9 protein-coding genes are annotated in these 13,603 nt (G+C 72.7%); 2 read left to right on the top strand and 7 right to left on the bottom strand.

Features of this window, described 5'->3' with window-relative positions; genetic code table 11:
* Positions 1 to 35: 35 nt before the first annotated feature.
* From IEY86_RS29680 to IEY86_RS29660, 5 genes are all read right to left on the bottom strand, one after another.
* The gene (locus tag IEY86_RS29680) at positions 36 to 2,678 is read right to left on the bottom strand and encodes a SpoIIE family protein phosphatase (protein ID WP_189135000.1); all 2,643 of its coding nucleotides are present in this window, start codon (positions 2,676 to 2,678) and stop codon (positions 36 to 38) included.
* Positions 2,679 to 2,835: 157 nt separating this feature from the next.
* Positions 2,836 to 5,379 carry a SpoIIE family protein phosphatase gene (locus IEY86_RS29675; protein WP_229698865.1) on the bottom strand — a complete coding sequence of 848 codons (2,544 nt, stop codon included), beginning with the start codon at positions 5,377 to 5,379 and terminating at the stop codon, positions 2,836 to 2,838.
* Between the two features lie 146 nt (positions 5,380 to 5,525).
* On the bottom strand, positions 5,526 to 5,939 hold the full coding sequence (locus IEY86_RS29670; RefSeq protein WP_189134982.1) for a (deoxy)nucleoside triphosphate pyrophosphohydrolase: 414 nt from the start codon (positions 5,937 to 5,939) through the stop codon (positions 5,526 to 5,528).
* Between the two features lie 13 nt (positions 5,940 to 5,952).
* Positions 5,953 to 6,393: an RpiB/LacA/LacB family sugar-phosphate isomerase gene (locus IEY86_RS29665; protein ID WP_189134981.1), complete on the bottom strand. Its 441-nt coding sequence runs from the start codon at positions 6,391 to 6,393 to the stop codon at positions 5,953 to 5,955.
* Positions 6,394 to 6,794: 401 nt separating this feature from the next.
* Positions 6,795 to 7,547 carry a GntR family transcriptional regulator gene (locus IEY86_RS29660; RefSeq protein ID WP_189134980.1) on the bottom strand — a complete coding sequence of 251 codons (753 nt, stop codon included), beginning with the start codon at positions 7,545 to 7,547 and terminating at the stop codon, positions 6,795 to 6,797.
* 223 nt (positions 7,548 to 7,770) lie between these two features.
* On the opposite strand from IEY86_RS29660, the gene IEY86_RS29655 reads away from it, so the two are divergent.
* Positions 7,771 to 8,703: a glutaminase gene (locus IEY86_RS29655; protein WP_265805825.1), complete on the top strand. Its 933-nt coding sequence runs from the start codon at positions 7,771 to 7,773 to the stop codon at positions 8,701 to 8,703.
* A 388-nt stretch (positions 8,704 to 9,091) separates the two neighbouring features.
* On the opposite strand, the gene IEY86_RS29650 is transcribed toward IEY86_RS29655, so the two are convergent.
* Positions 9,092 to 10,549 carry an APC family permease gene (locus tag IEY86_RS29650; RefSeq protein ID WP_189134978.1) on the bottom strand — a complete coding sequence of 486 codons (1,458 nt, stop codon included), beginning with the start codon at positions 10,547 to 10,549 and terminating at the stop codon, positions 9,092 to 9,094.
* Positions 10,550 to 10,631: 82 nt separating this feature from the next.
* Complete coding sequence (gene lysA / locus IEY86_RS29645; RefSeq protein WP_189134977.1) at positions 10,632 to 11,972, bottom strand: diaminopimelate decarboxylase; 1,341 nt, start codon at positions 11,970 to 11,972, stop codon at positions 10,632 to 10,634.
* A 308-nt stretch (positions 11,973 to 12,280) separates the two neighbouring features.
* On the opposite strand from lysA, the gene IEY86_RS29640 reads away from it, so the two are divergent.
* A complete protein-coding gene (locus IEY86_RS29640) occupies positions 12,281 to 13,513 on the top strand; it encodes a PucR family transcriptional regulator (RefSeq protein WP_189134976.1) in 1,233 nt (410 codons plus the stop codon).
* The last annotated feature ends 90 nt before the right edge of the window (positions 13,514 to 13,603 follow it).

Genomic DNA, 13,603 nt, shown 5'->3' with positions numbered 1-13,603 from the left:
GGCCGGGCGCTCCCTCACATGTCGTTCGAGGGCGTTCAGAACAGGCTCAGCAGCGCGTCCACCGGGTCCTGGGCCGGGGCGTCGCCGTCCGGCAGGGACAGCTCGAACCAGACCGTCTTCCCCAGCGGAGTGCGCCGGCTCCCCCAGCCGTCCGCGAGCAGGCTCACCAGCTGCAGTCCGCGCCCGCCCTCGTCCGTGTCGCGGGCCCTGCGGCGGCGCGGCTGGACCAGCCCCGCGTCCCACACCTCGCACACCAGCGTCCGGTCCAGCAGGAGGCGCAGCCGGATGTCGCCCTCGCCGTGCCGCAGGGCGTTGGTGACCAGCTCGCTGACCAGCAGCTCGGTGGTGTCGACGAGCCCGTCCAGCCCCCAGTCGCCCAGCCGGGCGCGGGAGAGTTCACGGGCGCGGGCCACGGACGTGGGTGAGGGCGGGAGTGTCCAGTCGCCCACCACGTCGTCGGACAGCGCCTGGATCCTGGCCATCAGCAGGGCGATGTCGTCCTCGCCGTGGTGGGTGTCGAGCGTGGCCAGGACATGGTCGCAGGTGTCCTCGAGCGTCCTGGGCTGGCCGTCCAGCGCGCTGCGGAAGGCGGCGAGGCCGTCGTCGAGGGACTGGTGGCGGGACTCGACCAGGCCGTCGGTGTAGAGGCCGAGCAGCGCTCCGTTGGGCAGTTCGACGTCTATCTCCTCGAACGGCTCCCCGCCGACGCCCAGCGGCATGCCGGGCGGCACATCCAGCATGAGAGCGCGCTCGCCGGGCTGCACCAGGACGGGCGGCAGATGGCCGGCGTTGGCGAACGTACAGCGGCGGGTGACCGCGTCGTAGACGGCGTAGACGCACGTGGCCAGGTACACCTCGGACAGGTCGGCGCCCTCGCGTTCCTTGGCCTTGGTGCGGCGGCTGCGCCCTCCGCCGGGCTCACCGAGGCCCCGGGCGATCTCGTCCAGCGCGGTCAGCACCTCGGCCGGCTCGAGGTCGAGCAGCGCCAAGGTCCGCACGGCGGTGCGCAGTTCGCCCATGGCGACGGCGGCCCTCAGCCCTCGGCCCATGACGTCGCCGACGACCAGGGCGGTGCGGTGGCCGGGCAGTTCGATCACGTCGAACCAGTCGCCGCCGACCTCGGTGGCGGCGGCTCCGGGAAGGTAGCGGCAGGCGATGTCGAGGCCGGCCGCCTCGGGGTTGCCCGGTGGCAGCAGGCTGCGCTGCAGTATCAGGGCCCGCTCGTGCTCACGGCGGTACAGGCGGGCGTTGTCGATGCAGACCGCGGCGCGCGAGGCGAGTTCCTCGGCGAGCGCGGTGTCGCGGTCGCCGAAAGGCTCGCTGCCCTTGGCGCGGGCGAACTGCACCAGGCCGAGCACGGTGTCGCGGGCGACCATCGGCACGACGAGCGTGGACTGGACGACATTGCCCAGTTCGCTCTCCGAGCCGCCGCCCACCCCGATGGTCCTGGTCTGCGCGGTGGACAGCGCCTTCGCGCACGCGGAGGCGAACGGGTAGCGGTGCACACCCCCGACCTGGACCGGCCCCTCCTCGCCCGGCGCCTCGCAGCCCAGGGAGACGGGCCCGTCCGAGACGGCGCTGGCGAACGCGACCCGGCGCAGCTCTCCGCTGCCCTCGCTCGCGCCACCGCCCACGGCGTCGAGGTCGTCACCGGTCAAGAGCGCCTGGTAGAGGTCGACGGAGGCCAGGTCGCAGAAGTGGGGGACGGTGACCGCCAGGAGCTCGCGGGCGGTGGTCTCGAGGTCGAGGGAGTTGCCTATGCGGGCCCCGGCCTCGTTGAGGAGGGCGAGGTTGCGGCGGGCGTTGGCCGCCTCCCGTTCGGCCCGCTGCCGTCCGGTGACGTCAACGGCCAGTCCCGCCACGCCTATCGGGCGGCCGCCGCCGCTGTGGAGGCGGAACAGGGACAGCGCCCAGCGGCGGCGCCCGGGCTGCGTGGGCACGGTGCCGACGACCTGCATGTCGAAGACGGGGCTGCCGGAATCGAGGACCTGGCCGAGCGCGGTGGACAGCCGGTCGGCCTCGACCCGCGGCAGCAGGTCGTGGACGGTGATGCCGCGCATGTCCGCGGCCGATTTGCCGAAGGCGCACGCGAAGCGCTCGTTGACCCGCAGCATCTTCAGGGAGGCGTCGAAGAGGAAGAAGCCCATCGGTGACTCGCCCAGCACCGCCTGCGAGGCTGCCAGGTCGGTCTCTATGCCGCGCAGGACACGGACGTCCACGGCTATGCAGACGGCGCCGCGCCGGCGGTCCCCGTCGTCGGCGGGCATCACATAGATCTCGGCGAGCCCCTCGCGCCCGCCCGCGTCGCGGTAGGGCGCGATGCCTATCCACTCACGGCCGTCGAGGATGTGCTCCCAGGCGTCGGCCTGGTCCTCGCGCAGGTCGCGGGGGACGCACACGGTGAGCGGATCCTTGCCGATGGCGTCTTCGGCGGTGATGCCGAAGAACTCGGCGGCCCGCTCGCTCCACTGGTCCACGCGCCCGTCGGGCCCGATCGAGAACGAGGCCACCCGAAGGTAGTCGTAGATGGACCCGGGCGGGATCGTGCTCCACGCGGGCACGCGCTGTTCGCCTGCCGCCTCGTCAGAGGCGGCCTCCGTCCTCTCCGCGGGCGCGCAGGAGCCCCGATGCGCGCCGTTGGTGGCGCTCGCGTTGGAGATTTCTGCCCTCGCTGGCATGTCGTCGCTCACGTACCCGACCCCTCCAGCAGCTCACCACCCGGAACCGGCCGCCTCCGAGTATTCAGCATTTCAACCGTGCGTCGCACGGTGTTGACGATCACAGCATCATTTCGTCGCACGCGCCGGTGGACGGCAGTACCGCTCCGATCCTGGGTCAGCTACCCGGCAGGGCGAGTTCGAACCACACGACCTTGCCGTTCGGGGTGTGTCGGGTACCCCACCGGCGGGAGCTGTGGGCCACCAGTTGCAGCCCCCGGCCGCCCTCGTCGGTGGTGTCGACCAGGCGTTCCAGCGGGGGATCGGGCAGCGGGTCGGAGACCTCGACGAGCAGTGAGGAGCCGCGTACCATCCGCAGTCCGATCGGGCCGCGTGCGTACCGCAGGCTGTTGGTGATGAGCTCGCTGACGAGCAGGACCGTGGTGTCGTCGAGCGCCGTCAGCTCCCACTCGCGCAGGGTCTGCCGCACCAGCCTTCGGGCGCGGGAGACGACGGTGGGATCCGCGGTGAACGTCCACGCGCTCGCCGTGCCCTGCGGCAGCCCGCCGAGCCGGGCCATGACCACCGCGACGTCGTCGGGCTCGTGGCCCGGCTCGAGCCGGGCGAGGATGTCGTCGCAGGCGTCCTCGAGGTCGGCATGGCGGCGGTTGAGCACACCGATGAGGCGGTCGATCCCGGCGGAGATGTCCTCCCCGCGGTTCTCGACCAGCCCATCGCTGTAGAGGACGAGCACGGCGCCGTCGGACACCTCGAACTCGACGCCCTCGAAGTCCACCCCGCCCACGCCGAGCGGCGCCCCGGACGGCATCTCGACCTGGCGCACCTTGCCGTTGAGGCCGGGTTCGACGATGAGCGGGGGAACGTGCCCTGCCTTGGCGACGCAGACCTTGCGGGTGGCGGGGTCGTAGACGGCGTAGACGCACGTCGCCATGAGCGGTTCGTCCGGGCCGTGCGCGAGGTCGTCCGCGAGGTCGTTGATGTGGCTCAGCAGCTTGGCAGGCGGCAGGTCGAGCTGGGCGAGGGTGCGCACGGCGGTGCTCAGCCGGCCCATGGTGGCGGCGGCGCGCAGCCCGTGGCCCATGACGTCGCCGACGACGAACGCCACCCGGCCGCCCGCGAGCGCGATCACGTCGAACCAGTCGCCGCCGACCTCGGTGCCGCTGCTGCCGGGCACATAGCGGAAGGCCAGTTGGACCCCGAGGGGTTTGGGGACGGTCTGCGGGAGCAGGCTGCGCTGGAGCATGAGCGCGCCTTCGCGTTCACGCGCGTAGAGGCGGGCGTTGTCCAGCGACCCTCCGGCGCGGTCGGCGATCTCCATGGCGAGCTGGAGGTCGTCGCGGTCGAACGGCTCACGGGAGCCGGCCCTGCTGATGACGAGCAGCCCGAGGACGATGCCGCGGGCCCGCAGCGGCAGCACCATCAGGGAGTGGATGCCGAGGTCCATCGCGATCTGCACCCGGGGGTCGCCGGGGAAGGTGGTGTCGGCGAGCGCTTCCCGGGAGTCCACGAGCTGGGGCAGGCCGGTGTGGAGCACACACTCGAAGATGGACTCCTCGCTGAACGCCATCCGCTCGCCGAGGCCGAGCATGCGCTCCGCCGCGATGCTGTCCTCGGCGGCCGCGGCACCGAGCTGCACCAGCGGGGTGAACCGGGTGTGCGGGGTCCTCGGGAGGTCGCCGCCGCGGACCACGTCCTGGAGCAGGATCACCCCGGCGTAGTCGCTGAAGCGGGGGACGACGGCCTCCGCCAGCTCCTGCGCCATCCGGGGGACCTCGAGGTGCACGGCGAGGCGGGCACCGATGTCGTTGAGGAGGACGAGGCGGTGGCGGGCCCGCTCGACGTTGGCGGCGGCCGCGTGGCGGTCGGTGGCGTCCATGACGGTGCAGCTGATGCCGAGCACCTTCCCGCTGCGGTCCTCGAGCCGGTGGTACGAGACCGAGCGGTAGCCTCCGCCGCCGGAGGCGAGCGTGGTCAGGTCCACGACGGGGACACCGGTCCTGAGCACGTTCTGCTGGAGGATGGTGAGCTCCTGGGCGGTGGGCTCGTCGAGGATCTCCTTGACGGTGCGGCCGAGGTGCGCCTCCATCGGCAGGTTGTTCATCCGGGCGAGGGCCTCGTTGACCCGGACGAAGCGCAGCTGGGTGTCGAAGACGCCCACGCCCAGCGGTGAGGTGTCGAAGAGGGAGTCCAGGACCGCGAGGTCGTGCTCGACCGTGCGCACGGTGCTGGTCTCGGCGAAGGAGGCGAGCACGAACGGCTTGCCGTCGCCGTCCACGAGCAGGCTGGCACGGGCCTCGACCTGCACGGTGCGCCCGTCGCGGTGGCGCAGCGGAAGGATGCCGTTCCACCGGCCGATGCGCAGCAGTTGCGCGAGGATGCGCTCTCCGGCGCCCGGCACGGGAACGGTCGCGGCTCGCACCTGCTTGCCCTGGGCGAACCCGTCGGCGGGGTCGCGGGTGTCGAGGAAGGCGCCGACACGGCGTCCTACGACGTGCTCCCCCGCCCAGCCCAGCATCTCCTCGGCGGGCGGGCTCCACAGGACGATGCGCCCGGAGGTGTCGAGCATGACGACGGCGACGCGGAGGGTGTCGAGGAGGGTGCCCGTGGCGGTGTAGCTGGCCGGCGCGGAGGCGGGTTGCAGACCGGCGTTGCGGCGGGCGTGCCGGGACGACGCGTCATGCGCGCCTACCGCGTCGGTCACGTCGTCCCCCAGCGGGCCATGGGAACTGGGGCCGGTGTGGACCCCGAGAAATCAGGAACAGGAAATCAGAAAAGCGACTTTTGGTCATATCGGACTATCGGGTCACATACCCGATATTGCGGGCCCTGTACCCACGCCGGAAGGCGCTAATCCACCGGTTGCTCCACCTGCCCGACACCGTCCAGCATCCCGGCCACGAAGGCAACCGCAGGGCGGTCCTGCTCCAACCACTCGACCTCCCCCAGGTCGTCAGGGCCCAGCCAGCGCAGGGCATCGTGGTCCTGAAGGGGCTCCGGCTCACCGCTGAGCAGTTCCGCGGTCCACACCCGCAGCACATGGCCGCGGCCCAGCGGCCACTCGCCCGGAACACGCTCCAGAGGCCGGACCTCGACCCCCAGCTCCTCGCGCAGCTCCCGCACCAGCGCGCCCGGCTCGTCCTCCCCGGACTCGATCTTGCCCCCGGGAAGCTCCCAGCCGCCCGCCAGCTCCGCGGGGGCGCTGCGCCGGGCGGCGAGCAGCCGCCCCTCGCGCAGGACGGCGCCGCCGACGACGACCCTCACCGCTCGGCGTCCTTCACCGCTCGGCGTCCTCGAGCAGCTTCACATTCGCCCGGTCCTCGGGGTCCTCGCTCGGCTCCCCGGCGAACCAGGCGTCGAGGATCTCCCTCAGCAGCGGCTCCGAGGTCAGGCGCAGGCTGAGGGCGAGGACATTGGCGTCGTTCCAGCGGCGGGCCCCGTCGGCCGTGGCGGAGTCCGGGCACAGGGCCGCCCGCACGCCCGGGACCTTGTTGGCGGCCATGGAGGCGCCGGTCCCGGTCCAGCAGCACACCACACCCTGATCGGCGCGGCCCTCGGCCACGTCCCGGGCCGCGGCCGCCGAGCAGGCGGCCCACCGGGCATCGTCCCCCGGCCGCAGCGCCCCGTGCGCCAGCACATCGTGTCCGCGGCGGCGCAGCTCCGCGAGGAGCAGCCTGGCCACCGGTTCGTCCATGTCCGAGGAGACGGCGATCCGCATGTTCGTGAGCCTACCCCCGGGACTCCACCGAGACTCAAGGCAGGCAACGGGCGGGTCCCCCAAGGTGGGCACACGGTCCTGGCGACGGTCCCTCGTGGACCGCACGGCCGACCGACCACCGGGTGGCGCCGGGGAATGGTGTGCGCGGGGACCAGGAGGGTGGCTCCCGCGCACACCGCCGCGCGGGGCCGGGCGGGGGCGCCAGGCGCTCCGCGGGTTGGGCCGCCAGGAGTGGGAGCCGCCGTTTCCAGCGGCAACCAAAGGCGGCTGCGCCCCGCCACTGCACAGCGTGACGAGTCGCGGTGCGGGAGTGGCCGGATCCTTTCGGTGGAGCGGCGGGCGGGCGGGGCGGTTGCGGCGCACGGAGGGGGCAGGGGCGGCCGCGCCCACGCCGGGAGCGGTCAGCGCACCGGCAGGTGGTACGAGAGCCGGAACCGGTCGGACGGCACCACGATGTCGGCGGTCTCCACCGGCCGGTCCGAGGCGAAGTACGTGCGGTGGATCACCAGGACCACATGCCCCGCGACCCCGCCCAGCGCCGTCGCCTCCTCGGCCAGGCACGGCCGGGCGGTGACCTCCTCGACTACGTTGTCGACGACGATGTCTATGGCCGACATCCGCTCCACGACACCCCGGCCGCCGACCGGGCCCTCCTCGGGCAGCATCACCGGCGTACGCCCGGTCACCGCCAGCGGCTCCCAGGACGTCGACAGCATCACCGGCTCGTTCGCCGTCCGGAAGACATAGCGGGTGCGCATCACCCGGTCCCCCGCCTCGATCCGCAGCCGCTCGGCGACGCAGGGCGCCGCCTGCTCCGCCGAGCTCTCCGCCTGCCAGGTGCCGTTCGAGGCCTCGTCGGCCTGCTCCTGCCGGAACGGCGTCGAACGCCCTATCGGCCGCAGTCCGGAGCGGGCCAGGCGCTGCGGCTTGGTGCGCTCACGCACATAGGTGCCCGAACCCGACCGTCCCTCGACGAAGCCCTCCACGATCAGGATCTTGCGCGCCTCCAGGGCGACCGTGTCGGAGACGTCGTAGTCCTCGCGGATCTGCTTCTGCGAGGGCAGCCGTGCACCGGGGAGGAGATCACCCTCGATGATCTTCTTTCGCAGATCGGCCGCGACCCGTAGGTACGCGGGCTGCTCGCCGAATGGCACGTGCCCCTCCAACAGGTCGACCGGTACCCCGCAACGGTGCTCAAACAGTCCACGACCCGTAGCGGAGTCCGAAGCTCCGGCCACGCGGTCACGGAGAGTATGATCACAGATCCTTTCCGCAATCAAGACCACCAACGGAGACCGGCCACACCATTGAGTGACCTTCAGGTGGATGACGAGTACCGGGGCCGCTCCGTCTGCCCCGGCGCCCCCGCCGGGCACAATGGCGCCCGTGAACGTCGACGTCGACTACCGGCAACTGCTCAACGAGGCCATGGCCGCCGCGCGCCCCGTGCTCGGCACCGGCAGGGTGGCCGACTACATCCCGGCCCTGGCGTCGGCGGACCCCGAGGCGTTCGGCATGGCGCTCGCCACGGTCGGCGGGGAGGTGCACGGCGTGGGCGACTGGGACCGCCCCTTCTCCGTGCAGAGCATCTCCAAACTGTTCACCCTCGCCCTCGCCCTGGCCCATGGCGGCGACGCGCTGTGGAAGAGGGTCGGGCGCGAGCCGTCGGGAAACCCGTTCAACTCCCTGATCCAGCTCGAGACCGAGCACGGCATTCCGCGGAATCCTTTCATCAACGCGGGCGCGCTCGTCGTCACCGACGCCCTGCACACGGTCACCGGTGACGCTCTCGGCGCGGTGCTGGACTTCGTACGGGCCGAGTCGGGCAACCCGCTCGTGGCCGTCGACCCCGAGGTGGCCTTCTCCGAGTCGCAGCACGGCCACCGCAATGCCGCGCTCGCCCACTTCATCGCGCACTTCGGCAATCTCCACAACCCTGTGGACACCGTTCTCGAGCACTACTACGCCCACTGCGCCATGGTCGCGAGCTGCCGTGACCTCGCCCTGGTCGGCGGACTCCTCGCCCGGCACGGCGTGCGGGCGGACGGCACCCGGCTGCTCTCGCGCAGCGACGCGAAGCGGGTCAACGCCGTACTGCTGACCTGCGGAACGTACGACGCGGCAGGCGAGTTCGCCTACCGCGTGGGCCTGCCCGGCAAGAGCGGCGTGGGCGGCGGCATCCTGGCGATCGTCCCGGGCAGGGGAGCGCTGTGCGCGTGGAGCCCCGCGCTGGACCCGTCGGGCAACTCGGTCGGCGCGACAACGGCCCTTGACTCGTTCACGACACTCTCCGACTGGTCGGTGTTCTGACGCCGGCCCCGGGCCGATGGCAAGTGGCTGTGCGCCAGTCAGCCGGACGTCAGCGAGGCGTCAGCGGGGCCGGGCAGAGTTGTCCTTGCCGCAGGGAACGTGACGGGGGAAACGGGGGCCCTGCGGCAACGGGGTTCCACGCGTGCCATCGCCTTCGCGTGCGGGAACCCGGCCGCTCGCCGCTGCGGCCACGGCCCCATGAGGGCCGCGGCCGCGGGGCGGGTGCGAACTCTGCTTTCCGGGTTTCGTTTCCGGCTTCCGTTTCCGGCTTTCCGGGTTTCCGGGTTTCCGGGTTTCCGGGTTTCCGGGTTTCGGGCTTCCGGGCTTCGGGGTTTCGGGCTTCCGGGCTTCGGGGTTTCCGGGACGGTTGATCCGGAGCGCGGTGGGTTCAGAGCGTCAGCGCCGGCTCGGTGGCCTCGTCCGTGTCGCCCGGCTGGAGCCTGGAGTGGTGGCGGCTGTAGAAGAAGTACACCGCCAGCGCCATGACCAGCCAGACGCCGAACATCACATACGTCGCCAGGGGCAGGCCGTACAGCAGGTAGCCGCAGAAGGCGACCGAGAGCACCGGCACCACCGGGTATCCCGGAACCTTGAAGCCGCGCTCCAGTCCGGGCGCCGTCCGCCGAAGGATCATCACCCCGATCGAGACCACGGCGAACGCCACCAGCGTCCCCATGCTGGTCAGGTCCGCCAGCACATCGAGGGGCACGACGGCGGCCAGTACCGCCACGAACGAGCCGACGATCACCGTGCCCAGCACCGGGGTGCCGGTGCGCGCGTCCACCCGGTGGAAGGCGCTCGGCAGGATGCCGTCCCGGCCCATCGAGTACAGGATGCGGGTCTGCCCGTACAGCACCACGAGGGTGACGCTGACGATCGAGAGCACCGCGCCCGCCGAGAGCAGGACACCGGGCCAGCCCGCCCCCGTCACATCGGACAGGATCACCGAAAGGCCTGCCTCCTGGCCCTTGAACGAGGTCCAGGGCTGGGCACCGACACCGACCAGCGCCACGAGTACGTAGACGGTGGTCACGACGACCAGGGCGCAGATGATGGCCAGCGGCAGCGTACGGCGCGGATTGCGCACCTCCTCGCCCGCGGTGGAGACGGCGTCGAGGCCGATGAAGGAGAAGAAGACGGTGGAGGCCGCGGCGCCGACGCCGGCCATGCCCATGGGGGCGAAGGGGTGGAGGTTCCCGGCGTGGAAGCCGGTGGCGCCCACGACCACGAACAGCGCCAGTACACCCAGCTTCAGCAGCACCATCACCGTGTTGACCACGGCCGATTCCTTGGCGCCGCGAACCAGGAGGAGGCAGCACATGAGGACCAGGACCGCGCCGGGCAGATTGAGGTAGCCGCCCGCGCCGGGCGGGGCGGATATCGCGTCGGGCATGTGGAAGCCGAACAGGCGCTCCGTCAGGTCGTTGAGGTACTGTCCCCAGCTGACCGCGATGGCCGCTCCGGAGACCGCGTACTCCAGCAGGAGGCACCAGCCGACCGCGCAGGCCGCGAACTCGCCTAGGGTGGCGTAGGCGTAGGAGTACGACGAGCCCGAGACCGGGACGGCGGAGGCCAGTTCGGCGTAGCAGAGCGCGGTGAGCGCGGCGGTGACCGCGCCGATGACGAAGGAGAGGACCACCGCGGGGCCGGCCTCGGGCACGGCCGCGTCGAGGGCGAAGAAGATGCCGGTGCCGATGGTCGCCCCGATGCCGATCATCGTGAGCTGGAAGGTTCCGACCGTGCGGCGCAGGCCGCCGCCGTGGGCCGACGCGTCGGCGTCGGCGAGGAAGGCGTTCACCGGCTTGCGTCTGAGCAGTTGGTGACGGAATGTCACATCGGTGGTCATGGCGGCCTCTTTCACGGTTCGCGGTTCGCGGTTCACGTTCACGGGGCGGTGCTGGGAGCGGAGGTGAGCAGGAGCGGCGGACTCAGACCAGATCGCGGCGCATCAGGTCCTCGTACGTCTCGCGGCGCACGACCGGCCGTGACTCGCCGTCGCGGCACATCACGACGGGGGGCCTGCGGGCGCCGTTGTAGTTGTTGCTGAGTGAGTAGGTGTAGGCGCCGGTGACGGGTACGGCGATCAGGTCGCCGGGCCGCGGATCGGGCAGCGGCACCCCGGCGCTGAGCACGTCCCCGGACTCGCAGTGGCGGCCGACCAGGCGAACGGGGCGCCCGCCGCCCACGCGGGTGGCGACGGCGGCCTCGAAACGCTGCCCGTAGAGCGAGACCTCGAGGTTGTCGCCCATGCCGCCGTCCACGGCCACGAAGGTCTCGGCGCCGCTGTGCTTGACGGTCACCACGCGGTAGAGGGACACCCCCGCCTCGGCGACCATCGACCGGCCGGGCTCGATGACGACGCGGGCCTTGGCGGGCAGCACCCGGCGGGCGACGCCGACCAGCGCGTCCAGATACTCCTCGACCGTCGGTGGCCGGTCGTCGTAGGTGTAACGGGCGCCGAGGCCGCCGCCGAGGTCGTACACCGCGAACTCGCCGAGCTCCGCCACCGCCTCCACCGCGCGGGCGAAGGGCTCCGTGTCGAGGATCTGCGAGCCCACGTGGACATGGACCCCGTCGAGCCGCAGCCGGTCGCTGCCGCGCAGCCTGGCGATTGCCTCACGCGCCTGGTCCACCAGGAGGCCGAACTTGGAGCCGCGCTGCCCGGTGGTGATCGCCTCATGGGTGTCGGGGCGGATGTCGGGGGTCACCCGGACCAGCACACCCTGCTCGCGGCCGCGCGTCTCGGCGAGGATCCGCTCGAGGCGGTCGATGTCGTCGAAGTTGTCGATGACGATCAGACCGGCGCCGGCGTCCACGGCCATCCGGAGCTCTTCCTCGGTCTTGGCATTGCCGTGCACCACCAGGCCCTCGGGGTCGGCGCCCCCGGCGAGCGCCAGGGTCAGCTCACCGCCGCTCGCCACGTCGATGCCCAGGCCTTCGTCGGAGAGCACGCGGTACACGCCGGTGCAGGGGAACGCCTTGGAGGCGAAGGCCACCCGGGAGTTCGGCCACCGGTCGGCGAGCCCGTCCGCGTATCTGCGGGCCCGGGCCCGCAGGGCGTTCTCGTCCACGACCAGCGCCGGGGTGCCGTACCGCTCGGCGAGCTCCTCCACGTGGCATCCGCCGATGACCAGGGCGCCGTCCGGCCCGACCGTGGTGCCGGGCGGAAAGAGCCCGGCCAGCCGCTCGGTGGCGGACGACCCGGCCGGGGGCCGGGTCCGGTCAAGGGGCTCGGCCGGGGACACGGTCGTGGTGGTCCCACGTGGCATGGACCTCTCCTCGCTGGTTGGTGGGGGCGGCTGGTTGGCGGCGGGTGGTTGGGGGCGGCGGCTGGTTGGGGGCGGCGGCTGGTCGCTCATCGGGGGGTGAGCGCGCGGTGATGTGCCGGTGGCGATCCCGGGGACCCACGGACCGACGGACCGACGGACCGGCGAACCGACGGACCGGCGAACCGACGGACCGACGGACCGACGGACCGGCGAACCGGCAGTCCGGCAGTCCGGCGAACCGGGCGGTTCGCACCATGCTGGGGGCTGCGGCCCTGCCGGTCGTTGGCGAAATCGCCTAGGCTCCGCCCATGGAATTGCCGGAATCGCCAACCCTCGACGGGACCAGCGAGGAGCTGTTCGCCCTGGCCAACGCCATCGCGGCGGTCATCGGCGGGTCCGTGGCGATCGAGGACCTGGACCACCGCGTGCTCGCGTACTCCTCGCTGCCCGGCCAGCGCATCGACGAGCTGCGCCGCCGCGGCATCCTCAACCGGCGCGTGCCCGACCAGCCCGAGCAGCTGCGCCAGTACCGGGACGTCCTGGCTGCCACCGGTGTGGTCCGCCTGGCGGTCCTCGCCCCGGACGAGCTGCCCCGCGCCGCGGTCGCCATCCGGGCCGGCGACCTGCCGCTCGGCACCATCTGGGCCATCGAGGCAGACACCCCCATCGACGCCGACGGCGGCCGGGCCCTGCTGGACGGCGCCCGTCTCGCCGCCCTGCACATGCTGCGCCGCCGCAGCGCCGCCGAGCTCGAGATGCGGGCCCATGAGGACGCGCTGCGCGGCGCGCTGGACGGCGGCTGGGGGCCCGAGGAAGCGCGGTTCCGCCTGGGGCTGCCCGACCGTCCGCGCCTGACCCTGCTCGGTCTCGCGCCCGCCGGTGTCCCGGAGCGCGGGGTCCCCCTCGCCGTCCGGCTGAGCGCCGCCGCGGCCCGGCACTGGGCGGCCGTGCACGCGGAGTCGGCCGTGGCCACCGTGGGGCGCACCGTCTACGTCCTCCTGCCGCACGACTCCCCGGCCACCGCCCGCCGTCTCGCCGAGCAGGCCGTCGCCGCCCTCGGCCGCACCCTGGACGCAACGGTCCGCGCCGCCGTGAGCCGCCAGGCCGCCGATCCGGCCGAGCTGCCCGAGCTGCGCGCCGAGGTGGACGACATCCTGCGCGTGACCACCACCGATCCGGACGCTCCGCCGGTGTCCGACCTCGCGGCGACGCATGCCCGGGTGCTCCTCGTCCACCTGTCGGACCAGCTCGCCCGCAGGCCCGGGCTGCGCCACCCGGGCATCGACGCGATGGTCGAGCACGACCGCGCCCGCGGCACCGACTACGCCGCCTCGGTCACCGCCTGGCTGGACGCGGTCGGCAATGTCGCGGAGGCGGCCCAGCGGCTGACCGTCCACCCCAACACGCTCAAGTACCGGCTGAGGCGGGCCCGGGAGCTGTTCGGCATCGACCTCGACCACCCCGACGACCGGCTCTCCTGCTGGTTGCAGCTGCGCCTCCAGCGCCAGCCACCCGCCCCGGTGGCGGACCCGGCCACGTAAGGCGCGGCAGGCGATCGGGGCGGGGCGCGTCCGGGGTACCGGGCGGGGCTGGGCGCCTCCTGGGTATCGGGCGGGGCGGGGCGCCCGGAC

It is taken from the genome of Wenjunlia tyrosinilytica (assembly GCF_014646055.1).
Lineage (GTDB): Bacteria > Actinomycetota > Actinomycetes > Streptomycetales > Streptomycetaceae > Wenjunlia > Wenjunlia tyrosinilytica.
This window is presented reverse-complemented; position numbering and strand designations above follow the sequence as displayed.